We start from the raw sequence: 19331 nt of genomic DNA, 5'->3' as shown, positions 1-19331 counted from the left end.
CGGCGGGCCACGAGATGTAGATACCTATTTCAGTAACAACCACAAAAAATTGTGAAGTTTTTATGAACGGTGTCACTTTTTTCATCTCTGAATCGTCTATACAAATAGAAGGCCATTGGGAGCGGACGGCCCGATGCCTGCTGCTGAAGAAACAACTGATTGAATTGTAAAGGAGTGGACTTGATGACTGGAAAGAGTGGGAAACGGTTCCTGGCGGCGGTGTTGACCGTCTGCCTGGTTCTGTCGCTGACTGTGGGCGCATCCGCAGCCAGCAGGTTTACCGACGTAAAGACAAGCCATTGGGCGTACGATGAAATCATCGACGTGGTGGACAAGGAAATTTTCCTGGGCACCAGCGCCACCACCTTCGCCCCCGAGATGGAAATGACCCGCGCAATGTTTGTAACCGTGCTGGCCCGGCTGGCGGGCGCGGAGGTCGACGACTCCGAGTCGAGCGATTTCCGCGACGTGCCCACCGGCCAGTGGTACACCGGCGCGGTGGCCTGGGCGGCGGAGAAGGGGATCGTGAAGGGCGTGTCCGATACCATGTTCGCGCCCACGCAGGTCATCACCCGCGAGCAGATGGCCACTATGATTCTGCGCTACACCGACTATCTGAAAATCAAACTCCCCACAACCGAGAGGGAAATCCGCTTTGACGATAACAACGAGATCTCCGATTTCGCGGCGGACGCGGTGCTCGCCTGCCAGCGGGCGGGCCTCCTCCAGGGCGTGGGCAGCAACCGCTTCAATCCCCAGGGAACGGCCACCCGCAGCCAGGTGGCGGTCCTCGTCTCCCGTCTGGCGGAGCTGGACGGCACCATCGCCTATACCGTGTCCTTTGAGCCCAACAACGGAAAAACGGTGGAGTCCCAGACCGTGATGAGCGGCAAAACCGCCAAGCAGCCCACCGGAGTCACCCGCAGCGGCTACAGCCTCTCCGGGTGGTACACCGACGCGAAGCTGACCCAGCGGTTCAGCTTCAGCACCAAGATCACCGGCAATCTGACGCTGTATGCCAAGTGGTCCCGCTACAGCGGCGGCGGCTACTACGTGACCTACACCGACCCCGCCGCCGCCACTGAGGCGGAGGTTGGCGGCGAAGTCGCCACCACCGGCAGCCCCTTCTACGGTATGCCTCTGACCTATCCCGACGTGAGCGTGAGCGGCAGCGAGATCAAGCTCTCCGGCGTGTACACGGCTGCGGATGTCAGCAAGTGGTTCGGCAGCAGCTACAGCGGTAAAGCAGGCTACGTGGTGCCTCTGAAGCTCACCGCGCCCAGCGACTACTCCGGCGGCGACGTCAAGCTGACCGTCACCGGCGAGACCAACCTCCCTGATGTGAACAAGACCATCAAGCAGGATGAGCTGGATGGGGAGTACTACTTCTACCTCTTTAAGTTTGTGCCCAAGGATACCACCGGCTGGGACCCCACCGTCACCGTGAGCTGGAACGGCTCCTCCGTGTCCTATACCATGGACGTGAGCGGCATGACCGCCCATGTGGATAAGGACACCAGCAAGGTGCAGGGCCTTACCGGAAACGATACGATTGATACCACGGGTTCTGCCGGGATTCAGCTTACATATCCCAACGCGCTGGTCGCCGCCACGGATAAAACCGGACTGAATTATGCGATCCATCTCTCCGGCGGCTATGTTGCGGGCAGGGACTTCCCCGGCTTCCCCGACACCAGCGATTACCAGAACGGCTATGTGATTCCGCTGCGGTTCACCGCGCCGGACAACTATGCAACGGAGCAGGCGCGTCTGGAGATTTCCGGCGGCATCGGCTCCAAGGATGTCAAGGTGAACCTGAAGGACGGTTCTTTCGACCTGCTGATGTACATCCCTGCGAATCCCGGCTCCAACTGGAATCCGACCATCAAGGTTACCTGGACCCGCACGGTCCGGGCGTGGGGACTCTACGAGGACACGAACACCGTCACCTACACGTACACCCTGAATACCGCCAACATGAAGCCCGCTGCGACCTCCAGGCTGCCTGCTGCCGGAACCGAGGCGCAGATTACGGCGGCGACGAATCTGGACGGTAATCCCTTTAAGGGCGTCGCCCCCTACTGCGCGGACGTCACCCTGACCGAGAACCCCTCCGGCAGCAAGACTTTCCTTGCCAGCGGAACCTACGCGGCCCTGCCCACGGGACAGAGCATCCCCGGCTTCGGCGTGGTGGGCGCGGAAGGCGCCATCAAAGCGGACTCCCTGATTCTCCCCATCCTGTTCTACCGCCCCACCGGCATCAATTTGGACGGGATGAAGGGAAGCGATACGCTTCTGAACATTAAGCTGTACCGGGACGGGTCCTCTGAGCCTGCCAGCGATACGAACTATACCAAGGACAGCATTCAGGACGAAAATCCCTTCCTGCTCCTGCTCCAGGTGGACGCGGCCAGCCTGACCAACGATAACTATTCCCGCAGGTTTGTTCTGACCTGGTTCGGCGGCTACACGGAGACCTATACCGTGAAGCTGGGCGACCTGAAGCGCATCGGCGGCGCGACCGCCACCGGCGTCCCCAGCGCGGACACGCTGAAAAAAGCCACCGACGGCACCGCCTTTGAGGGGATTGGCTCCTTCGTCGCGGACCTCAAAGCCACGCGGCAGGGTGAGACGAATACCTATGACCTTGCCGGCAGCTATACTCCCGTGCCCGCGGGCACGACGGTCCCCGGCTTCGGCGAGTCCGGCAAAGAGAGCGCCGAGCTGAACGGCGACTGGTGCATCCTGCCCATCCATTTCAATTTCATTCCGCCCGCCGCGAATACCCTGTCTGACGACTACAATCTGGTGACCATTAAAATAACGGGCGGAACGAAAGAAAAGACCCTTACGCTGACAAAGTCCCAGGTAATGGCCGACCCCAGCTTCACCTACCTGTTCCTGCTGAAAGATCCCCAGAAAGCAGGAGCTGATGGTAAGAAGCTGACCTTTGAGTTTAAGTGGGCCGACAATAAGACCGAAACCTTCGTCTATGACATCGCAAACCTGACCCGCGCTACCGTGAATACCGACGGCGCAAAGTTCAATACCAACGCGCAGGAAAAGGCCGATATTGCGAAGAGCGACGGCCCCTTCAAGGACATTGTCATCAATGACGTAGATATCATTGCGCAGAGTAAAGACGGCGTGACCACCCTCAAGCTCTCCCGGCTGGACGCCGCTCAGACCGCCGAGGCGATCCGGAAATACTATGGCGACACCTATGGTCCCGGCTACATCGTGGCGCTGAAGTTCACCGCCCCTGCTGCGGACGGCGTCAAGTATACCGCCCTGACGCAGACAGTGACCAACGGTTATACCGGCAAGGATACGCCCCAGATAAAAGAAATTACACTGGACAAAGAAAATGGGGAGCACATCCTGCTGATGTATGTCCCGGCGGCAAAGCCTTACGAGGACTACGCGCCTGTTATCAAGCTGGAATGGAAGGGCGCCAAGGAAGCGAAGCAGAGCCGTTGGAACCTCTTCCGCGAGGCGGCGCCGGATGACGTGAGTACCACCCAGACCTTTAAGCTGGACCTTGCCGGCATGGACATCTCCCCTTATACCGCGCCCAAGGCGTAAAATAACCCACTCCTGCAGCCGAAAGGCTGAGTCCTCTCTGCGGCAAGGGCCGTCCCGGAATCTCGGGGCGGCCCTTGCCGCGTCTTTTTAAGTGTGCTATACTAAGATGCATCTGAAAAGCCCAGGCGGCCCGTCTTTCGGCGGAATCTGCGACCTACCGCGCCGTTTTTCCTTGAAATCCACAACACCCTGACGTTTCAGATACACCCTAAACCATGCAATAAAGCCGAAAGAGGGGACGCCGCATGAACGAACTGACCCGCTTGCCCAACATTGGTCCCGTCCTGGCGGAAAACCTGCGCAGAATCGGTGTGGAGACGCCGGAGCAGCTGCGCGCCATGGGTGCGCGGGAGGCCCTGCTCCGCATCCGCGCGTCGGTGGACGCGGGGGCCTGCCTGCACCAGCTGGAGGCCCTGGAGGGCGCTGTGGAGGGAATTCCCAAGAAGCTGCTCTCCCCTGAGAAGAAAGCGGAGCTGAGGGAGTTTTTCCAAAAGCAATAGGCGTCTGCGTTATCCCAAATCAGACGATAGGAGTTTTTCTGTGTTTGAAGTAGTCAAAATCGAAGGCCGCGCCCGGCGCGGCGTTTTTACCTGCGCCCACGGCACGGTCCAGACCCCAGTCTTCATGAACGTGGGCACCCAGGGGGCCATCAAGGGGGCGGTCTCCGCCCATGATCTGAAGGAGATTGGCTGCCAGGTGGAGCTGAGCAACACCTATCATCTCCATCTGCGCCCCGGCGACGATGTGGTGAGAGCCATGGGCGGCCTCCACAAATTCATGGACTGGGACGGACCCATCCTTACCGACTCGGGCGGATTTCAGGTCTTTTCCCTGTCCGGCCTGCGGAAGATCACGGAGGAGGGCGTCACATTCGCCTCCCATATCGACGGCCGCCGGGTCTTCATGGGGCCGGAGGAGAGTATGCGCATTCAGTCCAACCTGGGCAGCGACATCGCGATGGCCTTTGACGAGTGTGTGGAGAACCCCTCCACCCGGGAGTACGTCAAGCCCTCCTGCGAGCGGACCTACCGCTGGCTGGAGCGGTGCATCACTGAGCACCAGCGCCTCAACAGCCTGCCGGGCACGGTGAATCCCGGCCAGCAGCTCTTCGGCATCAATCAGGGCGGCGTCTATCCCGAGCTGCGGGTCTGGCATATGCAGGAGATCGCCAAGCTGCCCTGCGACGGCTACGCCATCGGCGGGCTGGCGGTGGGGGAGCCCACCCAGACGATGTACGATATCATTGACGCAGTGGAGCCCCATATGCCGGCGGACAAGCCCCGCTACCTCATGGGCGTGGGAACGCCGTCCAACATCATCGAGGGCGTCGCCAGAGGCGTGGACTTCTTCGACTGCGTGATGCCCGCCCGGAACGCCCGCCACGGGAAGCTCTACACCTGGGAGGGCGCCATCAACATTAAAAACGAAAAGTACAAGCTGGACGAGTCGCCCGTCGATCCCACCTGCGGCTGCCCCGCCTGCCGCTCCTTCTCCCGGGCCTATCTGCGGCATCTGTTTGCGGCGGGGGAGATGCTGGCCATGCGCCTGGCCGTCCTCCACAACCTGCATTTCTACAACGAGCTGATGGAGCGAATCCGTGCTTCTCTGGAAAACGGAACGTTTGAGGTGTTTCGGGCGGAGTATTCCACCAAACTGGCCAGAAAACTCTGATTTTTCAGAGATTTCCCAAAACTACTTGTAAAAATGGGGACAAGCCTGTATAATATTTATCACGCTGTCAAACCAGTTTGAAAATGTATCGGAGGTAATTTACTTGGACATCATTTCCACAGTCTTAATGTTCGCTGTCATGATCGGTATCTTCTATTTCCTGCTGATCCGGCCGGAGAACAAGAAGAAGAAGGCCATGGCTCAGATGCGCGAAAGCCTGAGCGTGGGCGATCAGATCACGACCATCGGCGGCATCGTGGGCATCATCTGTGCGGTCAAGGAGGACACCATCGTCATCGAGACCAGCGCCGACCGCGTCCGTGTGGAGTTTGCCAAGTGGGCCGTGTCTACCAAGGGCACCCAGACCACCCAGGACGCCGCTCCTGAGAAGGAAGACAAGAAGTAAATCGTCTCTTTCAAAAAGGCCAGCCTTGTTAAAGGGCTGGCCTTTTTTGCGCCATAAAAGGCGCAGGACCCGGCTTTACCGGAGCCGGGGGCGGGTCGCTGCCCTGAGGCCGCCCCGCGACCGCCGGCTCCGCCGATGCAAGGGAAGTCCAAAAACCTGACATGAGCGCCGCCGCTTGGGCATAAGATACACCAGAGAGACGAAACGACGTCATAGGGAGGTTGTTTTCATGCGAAAGAACGAGGAGGACCAGGGGGCGAAGCTGGTCCGCTATGTACTGGGCGTCCTGCTGGGCGGCGCGGTAGCCCTCTTTACCTGCTTCCTGTTCCTGCTGGCGGCCTCGGTGGGCATCTCGCGGGGGCTGCTGGGGGAGGAGCTGATGTACCAGCTTACCATCGTGGGCTGTGTGCTGGGCGGCTTCATCGGCGGTATGACTGCGGTGAAGCGCTGCGGTTCCCGGGCGCTTATCGTGGGGCTCCTGGCGGGGGCGGTGCTCTTCCTGTTCCTGCTGACGGTGGGAATTCTGTTCTACGACACGGCGGCGCCCGAGGAGGGCGGACTGGGCCTGCTCTGCGGCGCCCTGTGCGGCGGCGCGGCGGCGGGCATCCTGGGCGGAAAGCCGGGAAAGAAAAAACGCGCCTCCGGCGGCAAACGGCGCGGGCGCTGAAAAAGAGATTGAAATGGACGCTGCAATGTGCTATAATACCTCCAAATCCTACATATAGGAGGGGATATACAGATGAAGCATATCAAGACGCTCAACGGCGCTACTCTGAAGAACAGCGCCGCCCACGGCGGCTGCGGCGAGTGCCAGACCTCCTGCCAGTCCGCTTGTAAGACCTCTTGCACTGTCGCCAACCAGAAGTGCGAGAACAACAAGTAAGATGCAAACAGGGGAAGGGTGGGTGAAAACCCACCCTTTTCTATTGCGAAGCGCGGAGTCGCCGCAGCGTGACAGGACGGACACGGCTCGTCGTGTCCGAATAGAAAGGAACATCTCAATTATGGTACATACCTTTACCGCCCTCGGCGTGAACGTGGCCGTGGACGTAAACAGCGGCGCGGTCCACGTGCTGGACAAGACCGCCTTTGACACACTGAACCGGCTCCTTGCCCTGGAAGGTCAGAAGCCCGACTTCTCCCGCAGGCCCGACGGCGTCGGCGAGGGCTGGGAGGAGCTTAAGGAGCTCTTCGACCAGGGCCTCCTCTTCGTGGAGGACGACTACATCGACCCCGCCGCCGCCGTCGCCATGCAGAAGGAGGCCCCCATCAAGGCCCTGTGCCTCCACGTCTCCCACGACTGCAACCTGCGCTGCAAGTACTGCTTCGCCTCCACCGGCGATTTCGGCACCGGACACCGGATGACCATGGACTTCGAGACCGCCAAAAAGGCCGTCGACTTCGTCATCGCGCGCTCCGGCAGACGGCGGAATATCGAGGTGGACTTCTTCGGCGGCGAGCCGCTGATGGCGATGGAGACCGTGAAGAAAACCGTGGCCTACGCACGCTCCATCGAGGAAGAGCATGGCAAGTGTTTTCGCTTTACCATCACAACCAACGGCGTTCTCCTGAACGACGAGAACATCGAGTACATCAACGCCGAGATGTCCAACGCCGTCCTCTCCATGGACGGCCGGCCCGAGGTCAACGATAGGATGCGGCCCAACGTGGCGGGCAAGGGGAGCTACGATACCATTGTCCCCAAGTTTCAGAAGCTGGTGGCGGGCCGGGGAACCAAGGACTACTATCTCCGCGGCACCTTCACCCACGACAACCTGGACTTCGCCGCCGACGTGATGCACATTGCCTCCCTGGGCTTCAAGAACGTCTCCGTGGAGCCGGTGGTAGGCGGTCCCGAGGACCCCTACGCCCTCAGGGACGGGGACATCCCCTCCATTCTGGCCGAGTACGAGAAGCTGGCCGAGGAGCTGCGGGAGCACCCCGAGGTGAACTTCTTCCACTTTAACGTGGACCTGGCCCAGGGTCCCTGCGTCATCAAGCGGCTGCGGGGCTGCGGGGCGGGCTGCGAGTACGTGGCCATCACCCCGGAAGGGGATATCTATCCCTGTCACCAGTTTGTAGGCAACGAGGACTACAGGCTCGGCAGCGTCCATGACGGCTCTTTTGATATGGGCATCTCCTCCAAATTCTCCGGCCTGAACATCTACACCAGGGAGGCGTGCAGGGACTGCTGGGCGCGTTTTTACTGCTCCGGCGGTTGCAGCGCGTCCAACCTGCTTGTCAACGGTGACATAAAAAAACCGCACCATGTGGGCTGCGAGCTGGAGCGCAAACGGCTGGAGTGCGCCATCGCCCTGAGGGCTATCGCCGCGGGGATGGCCGAGTGAGTATACGGATTGTAATTATACAATTCGTAATCGCTTGGCGCAGTATAAATACGTACATTTGGGCCGTGTGAGAGGGCCAAACACTATATATTGAAGAGTGCAGGGCGCCGCATTTTGCGGCGCCCTGCCTTTAAATGACGTGGTTGACATAATAAAGTTTACATAAGTATTGGGCATAATAGACAAAAATGATTTTTTTACACTGGATTCCTTGCGTTCATTCGCCGCTGGGGCTATATTATATGTTACTATCTTCACGGGCATCTAGGGGGGCGGACGCAATGAAGTACACGCTTGGTCTAATCGGCGCCGGCAATATGTCGGGCGCCATACTGGGCGGCGTCCTGGCCTCCGGTCTCTGCGACCCTGAGCAGATGATTGTCTCCAACCGCCATGAGGGGAAGCTGGCGTGGCTCAAGGAGCGCGGCGTCCGCACCACCACCGACAATGCTGCGGCGGCCCGGGAGGCCGACCTCGTGATTCTGGGCGTGAAGCCCCAGATGTTCGCCGAAGTGCTGCCTCAGATCGCCGGTGAGCTGGCGGGGAAGTGCGTGGTCTCCATCTCGCCCGGCTACTCCGTGGCCTACCTGAGCGGAATTCTGCCCGGAGCCCATGTGGTCCGCGCCATGCCCAATACCCCGCTGCTGGTGGGCAAGGGCTGTACCGCCGTGGCCGAGGCCTCCGGTGTGCCCGGGGACTTTTTTGACGCGGTGGTGGAGGTTTTTTCCGCCGCCGGAGAGGTCTTTGTGGTGCCCGAGTCCCTTCTGGACGCCGTCATCGGCGTGGCGGGCTCCTCGCCCGCGTTCTTTTTCCGCATGGCCGGCGCCATGGTGACGGCCGCGGGGGAGCAGGGGCTGGACAGCGAGACGGCCCTGCGCATGACCGCCCTGACCATGGAGGGGGCGGCCCGTATGCTCCTGGAGAGCGGCAGGACCGCTGCGGAGCTCACGCGCCAGGTCTGTTCACCCGGCGGCACCACCCTTGCGGGGCTGACCGCCTTTGACGACTATCACTTTGAAGAGATGATCTCCCAGGCGGAGGAGCGCTGTGTGAAGCGCTCCAAAGAGCTGGGCAGATAATATCCCAGTCAGCTTATCCGCTCCGGGCCGCTTCTATTTTCAGGCCCGTCCGCATATGCTCTTCTGGACACGTTTGTCCGGGAGGTGACGGCCGATGCGCAGAACAGTCGCGGGTATTTGGGACGTACCGCTGGAGGGGGTAACCCCCGCCCTGGCGGTGACGGCGGTATGCTTTTTTCTGGGCGGCGTGGCCGGCTGTGTGCTGGCCGCCAATGTGGGCGGCGGCGGAAACGACAGCCTGACCGCCTATGTACAGGGGTTCCTGGACGCAGCCAGGGCGGGGGAGACCTCGTCCCCGGCGCTGCTCCCGCTGCTGTGGGAGGTCCTGCGCTGGCCCCTCTTTACCGTGGTGCTGGGCTTTACCGCCCTGGGCCTTATCGGTATCCCCATCCTCTTTTCCGTTCGGGGATTTTTGCTCTCCTTCGCCATCTCCTCCTTCGTCCGCAGCTTCAGCGGGGCGGGAGCGCTGTTGGCGTTTCTGGTGTTCGGCGTGTCCGGGCTGGCGGCTGTTCCGGCGCTCTTTGTGTTGGGCGTACAGGGCCTGGTGGCTGCCAGGAGCCTGGCAGGCCGGGTGTTGGGAGAGGGCAGGCGGAGTTCCCCTTTCGGCAGGGCTTACTTTCTGCGCTGCGGTGTGTGCGCCGGGGCGTTTTGTGTGTGTATATTGCTGGAATATCTGGCTGTGCCGGCGCTGGTCGCCGGGATGGCGGGTCTTTTGCCGGCATAATCTGTACATAGGATGGAGACCAGCGGGGTATGGACTATCTGAAAGCGTATGAGACCTACCTGACAACTGAAAAAAAGGCGTCCGCCAACACGCTCAGCTCCTATCTGCGGGACATCGGCCAGTACCTGTACTGGCTGGAGGGGGAGGGCCTGACGGCCGATCAGGCGGAGCAGGAGGACATTGAGCGCTACGTGAAGTACCTCACCGGCAAGGGCAAGTCGGTCGCCACCGTCACCCGGAGCCTGGCCTCCATGAAATCCTTCTACAGTTTTCTCATGGGCGCAAGGGTGGTCGCGGAGAACCCCGCCAGGGGCATCGCCCCCGCCAAGGTGGAGCGCAAGCTGCCCCAGATTCTCACCAGCAAGGAAGTGGATCTCTTCCTGGAGCAGCCCGACACCAGCGATGCAAAGGGCTGCCGGGATAAGGCCATGCTGGAGCTGCTGTACGCCACCGGTATCCGGGTCTCGGAGCTCATCGGCCTTAATATGGAGCATCTCAATCTCTCCGCCGGGTTTATCCGCTGTGTGGGCCGGAACAAGGAGCGCATTATCCCCCTGTATCCCGCAGCCGTGCGGGCGCTTGCCGAGTACGTGAGCCAGGTCCGGCCCAGGATGCTGGAGCGTCCGGATGAGAACGCCCTTTTCGTCAATATGAGCGGGGAGCGCATGAGCCGCCAGGGGTTTTGGAAGATTATCAAGCACTACCAGGAGAAGGCGGGCATTCACAAGGATATCACCCCCCATACCCTGCGCCACTCCTTCGCCGCCCATCTGCTGGAGAACGGCGCAGACCTGCGCTCCATTCAGGAGATGCTGGGCCATGCCGACATCTCCTCCACACAGATTTACGCCCAGCTGGTGAACCAAAAGCTGAAGGACGTATACAACAAAGCCCACCCCAGGGCATAAGATGGATTGAAATCGGCAGACGATTTTAATATCCTCCTTCTGATAAGAAGAAGCGGGCGGAGCGCAAATGCGCTCCGCCCGCTTCCTTTTTCGCGCACCATGCCATACACGCCGTAATCGTCTTTTGCGGCCGAGCCCGGAAGCGCCGCCGCAAATTACCGTCCGTCCGCCGAATTCCGCCTTGCGCCCCCCACGTGCCCGTGGTAAAATAACTAACGTATGTACATCGGGAGGATGCTATGGTCATTTTAGGAATCGACCCCGGCTTTGCCATTGTGGGCTTCGGGGTAATCCGCTCCGAAAACGGGCGGCAGGCGCTGCTCCAGTGCGGGGCTGTCACCACCCCGGCGGGGCTGCCGCTGCCCACCCGCCTGCGGCAGATTGCCGACGATATGGAGACCCTGATGCTCCAGTTCAAGCCGGACGCCATGGCGGTGGAGGAGCTTTTTTTCAATAACAATGTGACCACCGGCATCGGCGTGGCCCAGGCCCGGGGCGTTATTCTGGTGGCCGCCGAGCGCTTTGGCGTGCCCATCTATGAGTACTCGCCCTCCGAGGTGAAGCTTGCGGTGGTGGGGTACGGCAAGGCGGAGAAAAGGCAGGTCATGGACATGACCAAGCGGCTGTTGAGCCTGAAGGCCGTCCCCAAGCCCGACGATGCGGCCGACGCGGTGGCCATCGCCCTCTGCCACGCCCGGACCTATACCTCGCGACTGCCCGGCCTGGAGGCCGCCCGTCCCGGCAGCGGGCGATACAAGGTCAGACAAGATTAATAAAAAAAGAAGAGGGACTTGCCTTACAAGACTTTGACCCTGGCAGGGCCGGTATCTGTCCCCTCTCCTTTTTACGTTTCTTTCATAGTAATAAGGGAGTGCATTTTTTGTTTTACTACGTGAAGGGCCCCGTGGCCCATGTGGCCCCCTATCTGGCGGTCATCGACTGCGGCGGTGTGGGCTACGCCTGCCACACCACCAACAACACCCTCTCCTATCTGAAAAAGGGTGAGACCGCCAAGCTGTTCACCCACCTCAATGTCCGCGAGGACGTCATGGAGCTCTACGGCTTCGCCACCGAGAACGAACTCAACTGCTTCCGGCTCCTCATCGGCGTATCGGGCGTGGGGCCCAAGGCGGCGCTGTCCATCCTATCCGCCACCACGCCGGAGGGACTGGCCATGAGCATCATCACCGGGGATGAGAAATCCCTCACCGTGGCCCAGGGCATCGGCAAGAAGATTGCCCAGCGCATCATTCTGGAGCTGAAAGACAAGCTGGCCAAAGGCCAGATTTCCGCCTCCGGCGGCGAGAGCTACGGCGGTACCGGCGTCACCGTCATCCCCCAGAACAAGGCCAGCGAGGCCGCGGCGGCTCTGGCCGTCCTGGGCTACAGCCAAGCTGAGGTGGCTGTGGCTCTCAAGGGCGTGGACGTGGAGAGCCTGGAGCTGGAGGAGATTATCCGCCATGCGCTCAAGAGAATGGTGAAGTAGATGATGAACTGCCATTTACGCTCGCTGTATCTGTGCGTGGAGGATATGGACCGGGCAATCCGCTTCTACGAGGCGTTTTTTGAACACCCCGTCGCTGAGCGGGACCCCGTTTACAGCGTGTTTGATATCGCCGGATTCCGTCTGGGGCTTTTCGCCTACCGGGTGCAGGGCGAGACGCACGGCTTTGGATCGAACTGCCTGCCCAGTGTGGAGGTGGAGAGCCTTGGGATGCTTAAGTGTAAGTTGGAGGGCAAGAAAGTGGTGTTTCCCATTACGAAGATCAGAGGCAAGTGGGTGAGCGAGTTTGAGGACAGCGAGAGCAACCGTATCGAACTGACAGCGCCCATCGGCGCCGGAGAGGAAGCGTCGCGTGGAGACTGAACGCCTGGAACTGATTCCCCTGACGGCGGAGCAGCTGAAGCTCTGGCTGGAGAACCTCCCGGCGCTGGAGCGGGAGCTGAGCTGCTCCTATCGGGGGGAGCCCCTGAAGGACGGCTTCCGGAGCGTTGTGGCCGGGCAGTGCGCGCTCATCTCCGCCCATCCGGCAGACTATCTCTGGGGCACTTTTTGGCTGCTTATCCGCAAGAGCGACCGCAGCGTGGTCGGTTCGGCGGACTTTAAGAGACCGCCGGACGGCGGGGGAGAGGTGGAGATTGGCTACGGCCTGGCCCCTGGCTTTGAGCACAACGGATATATGACCGAGGCGGTCCGCGCCATGACGGCCTGGGCGCTGAAACAGCCGGGTGTGCGCGCCGTCACCGCCGAGACCGAGCGGTACAACCTCGCCTCTCAGCGGATTCTGGAGCGCTGCGGATACGCCCGGTACAGGCAGGGGGAGACCCTGTGGTGGAAGGCTGCCTCCCGCGGCAGAAGTGAGTAAGGATGTGAGCATTTGAGCATCGATTTTTCCAACGACGGCGGCTTTGAGACCGAGGAGCCGCTGGTCGCCACCTCTCTGCTGCGGGAGGATGAGGGGGAGTACTCCCTGCGGCCTAAAACCCTCGGCGAGTATATCGGACAGGAGAAGGCCAAGAGCAATCTGGAGGTCTTTATCCAGGCGGCGAAAATGCGGAATGAACCGCTGGACCACGTCCTGCTTCACGGCCCCCCGGGACTGGGCAAGACGACCCTCTCCGGCATCATTGCCAATGAGATGGGGGTCAATATCCGCATCACCTCCGGCCCCGCCATCGAGAAGCCGGGAGACCTGGCCGCCCTGCTGACCAACCTGGCGGAAAACGACATCCTCTTTGTGGATGAGATCCACCGGCTCAACCGCCAGGTGGAGGAGATATTGTACCCCGCCATGGAGGACTACGCCATCGATATCATTATCGGGAAAGGCCCCTCCGCCAACTCCATCCGCCTGGACCTGCCCAAATTCACCTTGATCGGCGCCACCACCCGGGCGGGCCAGCTCTCCGCGCCCCTGCGTGACCGCTTCGGCGTGACGCTCCGGCTGGAGCTGTATACCCCGGAAGAGCTCTCTCTGATCGTCACCCGCAGCGCGGGCATTCTGAATGTGCCGATAGAGGGAGACGGGGCCTTTGAGATCGCCCGCCGCTCCCGGGGCACGCCCCGAATCGCAAACCGGATGCTCCGCCGGGTCCGGGATTTCGCTCAGGTGCGGGCGGGGGGCGTCATCACCCGCAGCGTGGCCGACGAGGCTCTCTCCGCCCTTGAGGTGGATTATCTCGGTCTGGACAGCGTGGACCGCCGGATGCTGACCAGCATCATCGAGAACTACGCCGGCGGCCCGGTGGGACTGGAGACCCTGGCCGCCACTATCAACGAGGAGTCCGTAACACTGGAGGACGTCTATGAGCCCTACCTCATGCAGATGGGCTTCCTCACCCGGACGCCCCGGGGCCGCTGCGTCACCAGGAGGGCCTATGAGCACCTTGGCATCGCCTGTTTCGGACAGGAGCAGATGGAGCTTTGACGGGGGAGAGGAAGCGCGCCGTTGAAATACAGCAATGATAAGATTATACTGCGGCCCCTGGAGCGGGCCGACATCGCCGACCGGCTCCGCTGGGAGACCGAGGAGACCGAGTGGCAGTTGTGGGACGGCCCCTGGGAATACGAGGGCAGGACGGGCGGAGAACGGGCGGAAAAAGCGGCGGCGCTGGAGCGGCGCCTGCTTGCGCGGCTGGCGGAGGAGGAGCCGGAGGACGGCTTTCCGATGGGGCTGGAGATCTGTATCAACCATCCCGCCCAGACACATATCGGCTGGTGCAGCGCGTATACCATAGATGAAGAATGCTGTATTTCCGACCGTGGAGACCGGTATGCCGTCGGCATCTGCGTGCCGCCCCGAAGCATGCGAAGAAAGGGCTATGCCGCAGCCGCGCTGACGCTTTATCTCCAATGCCTTCTGGAGTCGGGGCTCTCCGAGATCTACACGCAGACCTGGTCCGGTAACTTGAGCATGCTCGGCCTGGCGGAAAAGCTGGGGTTTGAAGAGTACCTGCGCAAGCCGGGATTCCGTACGGTGCGCGGCGGGGTGTATGACGGCCTGACCTTTCGGCTGAATCTGGAAAAATTCTATCATCAGTAAGGAGCTTACGATATGGGTAAATTATTTGGTACCGACGGCATCCGCGGCGTGGTAAACGCCGGGCTGGACGCTGCCCTGGCCTATCAGGTGGGGCTTGCCGCCGCCCAGGTGCTGGCGCGGGAGAAACACGGCAAGCCTCTGGTGACCATCGGCAAGGACACCCGCATTTCCTCGGATCTCCTTGAGGGGGCGCTGATCGCCGGCCTCTGCTCCGCCGGGGCCGATGTGCTCCACCTGGGCGTCATCCCCACTCCCGGCGTGGCGTGGATTACCGTGGACCGGGGGGCGGACGCAGGCATCGTTATCTCCGCATCCCACAATCCCTTTGAGCACAACGGCATCAAAATCTTCGACGGTCGGGGCTTCAAGCTCTCCGACGCGCTGGAGGAGGAGATTGAGGAGATTATCCTGGGCCATGTTGAGGTGCCTCTCAAGACCCACGGCGACCTGGGCCAGGTCATCTATGCCGACGAGAGGGAGCGGGATGACTACATCGACCATCTGGCCTCCACGGTGGACGCCGACCTCTCCGGCCTGCGGATTCTGGTGGACTGCGCCAACGGCGCCTCCTCCGCCACCGCCGCCCGGCTGTTCGACCGCTTTCCCAAGCTCCATACCGACATCATCAACGCCGACCCGGACGGCGTGAACATCAACGCCGGCTGCGGCTCCACCCATCTGGACAGTCTCTGCACCATGGTGAAGGCGGGCGGATATGACTTGGGGCTGGCCTTCGACGGGGACGCCGACCGCTGCCTGGCCTGCGACGAGCTGGGGGCGGATATTGACGGCGACCAGATCATGGCGGTCTGCGGCCGGGACCTCAAAAACCGCGGCGAGCTGCCGGGCGATGCAGTGGTCGCCACCGTGATGAGCAACCTGGGCCTCCATGTGTTCTGCAGGGAGAACGGCCTGCAGCTCCTCTGCACCGACGTTGGAGACCGAAACGTGCTGGAGAAGATGGAGGAGCAGGGCTATGTCCTGGGCGGTGAGCAGTCCGGGCATATGATTTTCCGCCGCTTCGCCACCACCGGCGACGGCCAGCTCACCGCGCTCCAGCTCCTGAACCTGCTCCACAAGTCCGGAAAGAAGGCGTCCCAGCTCACCGGGGACTGCAGGCGCTATCCCCAGGTGCTGGTGAACGTCCCGGTGGCGGACAAGGAGAAGAAGACCGCCATCATGGCCTCTGAGCGGCTGAAGGCCGCCGTGGCGGAGCGGGAGGCCGCGCTCAACGGCGATGGGCGTATTCTGGTCCGCCCGTCCGGCACCGAGGCCCTTATCCGGGTCATGGTGGAGGCCAGGGAGGAGCATACCGCGGCTAATTGTGCCAACGAATTGGCAGAATTGATAAAATTACTGTGATTTTATGTGACTGGTTAAAATAATCTGCATAAACTATTGACATTTCTCCATTCTTCTGCTTTAATATACAAGGAGATTTGGAATGAAACCAAACTCTCAACCGAGAAGTGAGCTCACGGATGAAGCCCTGTGTTTGCAAGCCGCATCAGGCGACCGCATCGCAGAAGAAGCTCTTGTGATGCGATATAACCGCCTGGTGCGTATTTGTGCCCGTCCCTATTTTTTAGCGGGTGGGGACAGTGAGGATCTCATCCAGGAGGGCATGGTAGGACTGCTCAGCGCCATCAGGGTCTATGACCCGGCCAAGGAGGCGTCCTTTCGGACCTACGCAGAGGTCTGTATCAAGAACCGGCTCATTTCCGCTATCAAAGCGGCATCCAGAGATAAGCACACTCCGCTGAACAACTATGTCTCTTTCGAAACCCCCCTTTTTGACGGGAGCGCCGACCACTATGCTTACGGCACGCCCCAGCAGCGCCAGGAGGACCCCGAGGCCATTATGATTGGCCGTGAGGAGTTCCGGGAACGACTGGGTGTGCTCAAGGGCCAATTGTCCGGTTTCGAAGCGAAGGTACTTGGGTTGTATTTGAACGGATCGTCCTATTCTGAAATTGCAGCCGAGGTAATGAGGTCCCCGAAATCGGTGGACAACGCTGTCCAGCGCATCAGGCGCAAGTTGGCACAGCACTTCCAATCTGGCGATATCAGCGAAAGCTGAGCGCAAATATTACATGACCCAGCAATGTCGGATTCTTCCGGGACCTGGGCAAGAGTCAAAGAGAGGGTATCATTATGTTCGAAGACAAGACACTCGTATGTAAGGAATGCGGCCAGGAGTTCGTGTTCACCGCCGGTGAGCAGGAGTTCTACGCTGAGCGCGGTTTCCAGAACGAGCCCCAGCGCTGCAAGACCTGCCGCGACGCCCGCAAGAACGCTGCCCGCGGCCCCCGTGAGTACTTCACCGCCACCTGCGCTGCCTGCGGCGGCGAGGCGAAGGTTCCCTTCGAGCCCAAGTCCGACCGTCCCGTCTACTGCAGCGAGTGCTTCGCCCGTATGCGCGAGGAGCAGCAGTAAGTTCCAATTCTGGAGCGTCAACGCCCGGAGCATCGATGGTGCTCCGGGCGTTTTACTTTTTCCGCCGGCCCACAAACCGGTCAGGCGCGCAAAGTCTGCGGACTGATAAAATCTTTTATCGTGGTTCTAGAGATATGCAAGCCCTTTTCCAGCACCCTGACAGCGCAGGGGAGGCGCGGTGCAAAAGTTTCCCCTGGGAATCATCTTCATCTTGCAATATAGGACAAGTTGGGATATACTACTCATATCCTAGAGTTTTACGGAGGTACTACCATGGCTCAGATTACCAAGGATACCATTATCGGCGATATTCTCGATATCGCGCCGGAGACCGCGCCCCTGTTCCTGTCCATCGGCATGCACTGCCTGGGCTGCCCCTCTTCCCGGGGCGAGACCGTGGAGCAGGCCTGCATGGTGCACGGCGTGGACGTGGACGCCCTGCTGACCGAGCTCAACAAGGTCACCGCCGGGGCCGCGAAGTAAACAGCCACACCACTAAAAAGAGGGCGGCCCCGGCCGTCCTCTTTTTGTATTCCGTAAGGGCGCGGCTACCGCGCTTGACTGACTTTTAACGAGGTGAGCAATTTGCGCATCTATGAGCTCTCGCCCCGGCTGCAGTCGGTGGCGGATCTGGTCCCCGAGGGCGCCCGCCTGGCCGATGTGGGCACCGACCATGCCTATCTGCCCGTCTGGCTGATTCTGCAGGGCATGATTGACGGCGCGGTGGTGTCCGACCTGCGCCAGGGACCGCTGGACCGGGCCCGGCAGAACGCGGCCCACTACGAGGTATCGGACAAGCTGTCCTTTCGCCTGTGCGACGGCCTGAGAGGCGTTCAGCCCCACGAGGCGGACACCGTCACCATCGCCGGGATGGGAGGGGAGACCATCGCCAATATCCTGTCCGAGTCGCCCTGGGTGGGGCTGGGGAGCTGCCGCCTCATTCTCCAGCCCATGACCGCCCAGGAGTTTCTGCGCTGCTGGCTCTCCCGCCACGGCTATACCATTGAGCGCGAGGTCCTCACCCAGGAGGGGCGTACGCTCTACTGCACCTTTCTGGTCAGAGCCGGGCAGATGCCCCCCCTGTCCCCGGCAGAGTGCTGGGCCGGACGGCAGTATCCGGGGATGGACGCTCCTCTGCGAAGCCTCTATCTGGAGCGGCTTGTTCACCGGGCCGACCGGGCCCTGGACGGCATACGCCGGTCCACCAAGCCGGAGGATATGTCCCGCGCCGCCGATCTGGAGCGGGTGGCGGCAGGCCTGAGCGCGATGAAAAAGGAGTGGGAAGCATGGCAGAGGTAAAAGAGATCTATCGATATCTGGACGGGCTGGCACCGTTTAGCATCCAGATGGACTTCGACAACGCGGGGTTCCTCGTGGGCAGGGGAGACGCGCCTGTGTCGCGAATTCTGGTGGCCCTGGATATCACGGAGGAGGTGGCCGCCGAGGCCGCGGACCTGGGCGCGGAGCTCATTGTCTCCCACCACCCGGTCATCTTTTTCCCGGCCAGGAGCATCACCGACGGCGACCCCACGGGCAGGAAGCTGCTGGCCCTGGCTGAAAACCATATTGCCGCCATCTGCGCCCACACCAATCTGGACGCGGTGGCCGGCGGCGTCAACGACGCCCTCGCCCTCAGGCTGGGCCTCAGGTCCGTCGGCCAGCTCCACCAGGACGGCGTGGACGGCCGCGGCGCGGCCTACGGCATCGGCCGCGTGGGCGTGCTGGAGGGGGAAAAGCGCCTCACCGACTTCGCCGCTTTTGTAAAAGAGCGCCTGGGCGGGGGCGGCGTGCGCCTTGTGGACGCGGGCCGTCCGGTCCACAAGGTGGCCGTGGGTGGCGGCGCCTGCGCCAATATGATGGGAGACGCCCTGGCCCTGGGCTGCGATACCTTTGTCACCTCCGACGTGAAGTACGACGGCTTCCTGGACGCCCTGGCCCTGGGCCTCAACCTGATAGACGCCGGACACTACCCCACGGAGAACGTGGTGTGTCCCGTCCTGGCCGACTGGCTCAAAAAAGGCTTCCCCCAGGTGGAAATTCACATCTCACGGCGCCACCACGAGGTGTTTTCCTACCTCTGATGCCTCGGTAGGGGTTGAAAAATGTATTTTCCTGTGATAAACTATTGAGC

General features: G+C 61.2%; 22 protein-coding genes. All 22 read left to right on the top strand.

The window, feature by feature from the left end; all coding sequences use genetic code 11:
• Positions 1-183: 183 nt before the first annotated feature.
• The 22 genes from H8S62_RS02410 to H8S62_RS02305 all read left to right on the top strand — a co-directional run bounded on the left by H8S62_RS02410 (position 184) and on the right by H8S62_RS02305 (position 19281).
• Positions 184-3585: an S-layer homology domain-containing protein gene (locus H8S62_RS02410; protein WP_186918362.1), complete on the top strand. Its 3402-nt coding sequence runs from the start codon at positions 184-186 to the stop codon at positions 3583-3585.
• Between the two features lie 245 nt (positions 3586-3830).
• A complete protein-coding gene (locus H8S62_RS02405) occupies positions 3831-4085 on the top strand; it encodes a TfoX/Sxy family DNA transformation protein (RefSeq protein ID WP_186918361.1) in 255 nt (84 codons plus the stop codon).
• Positions 4086-4125: 40 nt separating this feature from the next.
• Positions 4126-5256: a tRNA guanosine(34) transglycosylase Tgt gene (tgt, locus tag H8S62_RS02400; RefSeq protein ID WP_186918360.1), complete on the top strand. Its 1131-nt coding sequence runs from the start codon at positions 4126-4128 to the stop codon at positions 5254-5256.
• 103 nt (positions 5257-5359) lie between these two features.
• Positions 5360-5662 carry a preprotein translocase subunit YajC gene (gene yajC, locus H8S62_RS02395; protein ID WP_256286280.1) on the top strand — a complete coding sequence of 101 codons (303 nt, stop codon included), beginning with the start codon at positions 5360-5362 and terminating at the stop codon, positions 5660-5662.
• A gap of 229 nt (positions 5663-5891) precedes the next feature.
• Positions 5892-6329, top strand: coding sequence for a TIGR04086 family membrane protein (locus tag H8S62_RS02390; RefSeq protein WP_155146434.1), 438 nt, complete (start codon positions 5892-5894; stop codon positions 6327-6329).
• Positions 6330-6401: 72 nt separating this feature from the next.
• Entirely contained in the window at positions 6402-6545 is a 144-nt protein-coding gene (gene scfA, locus H8S62_RS02385; protein ID WP_101693063.1) for a six-cysteine ranthipeptide SCIFF, read from the top strand.
• A gap of 121 nt (positions 6546-6666) precedes the next feature.
• A complete protein-coding gene (gene scfB / locus H8S62_RS02380; protein ID WP_186918359.1) occupies positions 6667-8010 on the top strand; it encodes a thioether cross-link-forming SCIFF peptide maturase in 1344 nt (447 codons plus the stop codon).
• A gap of 281 nt (positions 8011-8291) precedes the next feature.
• A complete protein-coding gene (proC, locus tag H8S62_RS02375) occupies positions 8292-9089 on the top strand; it encodes a pyrroline-5-carboxylate reductase (protein WP_186918358.1) in 798 nt (265 codons plus the stop codon).
• A gap of 94 nt (positions 9090-9183) precedes the next feature.
• The gene (locus tag H8S62_RS02370) at positions 9184-9813 is read left to right on the top strand and encodes a stage II sporulation protein M (RefSeq protein ID WP_155146439.1); all 630 of its coding nucleotides are present in this window, start codon (positions 9184-9186) and stop codon (positions 9811-9813) included.
• A gap of 29 nt (positions 9814-9842) precedes the next feature.
• Positions 9843-10721, top strand: coding sequence for a site-specific tyrosine recombinase XerD (gene xerD / locus H8S62_RS02365; RefSeq protein WP_186918357.1), 879 nt, complete (start codon positions 9843-9845; stop codon positions 10719-10721).
• Between the two features lie 239 nt (positions 10722-10960).
• On the top strand, positions 10961-11494 hold the full coding sequence (gene ruvC / locus H8S62_RS02360; RefSeq protein ID WP_186918356.1) for a crossover junction endodeoxyribonuclease RuvC: 534 nt from the start codon (positions 10961-10963) through the stop codon (positions 11492-11494).
• A gap of 107 nt (positions 11495-11601) precedes the next feature.
• A complete protein-coding gene (gene ruvA / locus H8S62_RS02355; protein WP_155146445.1) occupies positions 11602-12207 on the top strand; it encodes a Holliday junction branch migration protein RuvA in 606 nt (201 codons plus the stop codon).
• A 3-nt stretch (positions 12208-12210) separates the two neighbouring features.
• Positions 12211-12588 (top strand): VOC family protein, encoded by a 378-nt coding sequence (locus tag H8S62_RS02350; RefSeq protein WP_186918355.1) that lies wholly within the window; start codon positions 12211-12213, stop codon positions 12586-12588.
• Positions 12578-13087, top strand: a complete 510-nt coding sequence (locus tag H8S62_RS02345) for a GNAT family N-acetyltransferase (RefSeq protein WP_173023814.1) — start codon at positions 12578-12580, stop codon at positions 13085-13087. Before H8S62_RS02350 ends, H8S62_RS02345 begins: the two co-directional genes overlap by 11 nt.
• Positions 13088-13099: 12 nt before the next feature.
• On the top strand, positions 13100-14149 hold the full coding sequence (ruvB, locus tag H8S62_RS02340; protein WP_155146449.1) for a Holliday junction branch migration DNA helicase RuvB: 1050 nt from the start codon (positions 13100-13102) through the stop codon (positions 14147-14149).
• A 21-nt stretch (positions 14150-14170) separates the two neighbouring features.
• Positions 14171-14764 carry a GNAT family N-acetyltransferase gene (locus H8S62_RS02335; protein ID WP_186918354.1) on the top strand — a complete coding sequence of 198 codons (594 nt, stop codon included), beginning with the start codon at positions 14171-14173 and terminating at the stop codon, positions 14762-14764.
• Between the two features lie 12 nt (positions 14765-14776).
• The gene (gene glmM / locus H8S62_RS02330) at positions 14777-16126 is read left to right on the top strand and encodes a phosphoglucosamine mutase (RefSeq protein WP_155146453.1); all 1350 of its coding nucleotides are present in this window, start codon (positions 14777-14779) and stop codon (positions 16124-16126) included.
• A gap of 82 nt (positions 16127-16208) precedes the next feature.
• Positions 16209-16844, top strand: coding sequence for a sigma-70 family RNA polymerase sigma factor (locus H8S62_RS02325; protein WP_155146455.1), 636 nt, complete (start codon positions 16209-16211; stop codon positions 16842-16844).
• Positions 16845-16918: 74 nt separating this feature from the next.
• Positions 16919-17200, top strand: a complete 282-nt coding sequence (locus tag H8S62_RS02320; RefSeq protein ID WP_155146457.1) for a zinc-ribbon domain containing protein — start codon at positions 16919-16921, stop codon at positions 17198-17200.
• 273 nt (positions 17201-17473) lie between these two features.
• A complete protein-coding gene (locus H8S62_RS02315; protein WP_155146459.1) occupies positions 17474-17683 on the top strand; it encodes a DUF1858 domain-containing protein in 210 nt (69 codons plus the stop codon).
• Positions 17684-17776: 93 nt separating this feature from the next.
• Positions 17777-18499 (top strand): tRNA (adenine(22)-N(1))-methyltransferase, encoded by a 723-nt coding sequence (locus H8S62_RS02310; protein ID WP_341481003.1) that lies wholly within the window; start codon positions 17777-17779, stop codon positions 18497-18499.
• Entirely contained in the window at positions 18487-19281 is a 795-nt protein-coding gene (locus tag H8S62_RS02305) for a Nif3-like dinuclear metal center hexameric protein (RefSeq protein WP_155146463.1), read from the top strand. The genes H8S62_RS02310 and H8S62_RS02305 overlap by 13 nt, the downstream gene beginning before the upstream one ends.
• Positions 19282-19331 lie beyond the last annotated feature (50 nt).

The sequence above is a fragment of the Lawsonibacter faecis genome, from assembly GCF_014287675.1.
Taxonomy (GTDB): domain Bacteria; phylum Bacillota; class Clostridia; order Oscillospirales; family Oscillospiraceae; genus Pseudoflavonifractor; species Pseudoflavonifractor faecis.
This window is presented reverse-complemented; position numbering and strand designations above follow the sequence as displayed.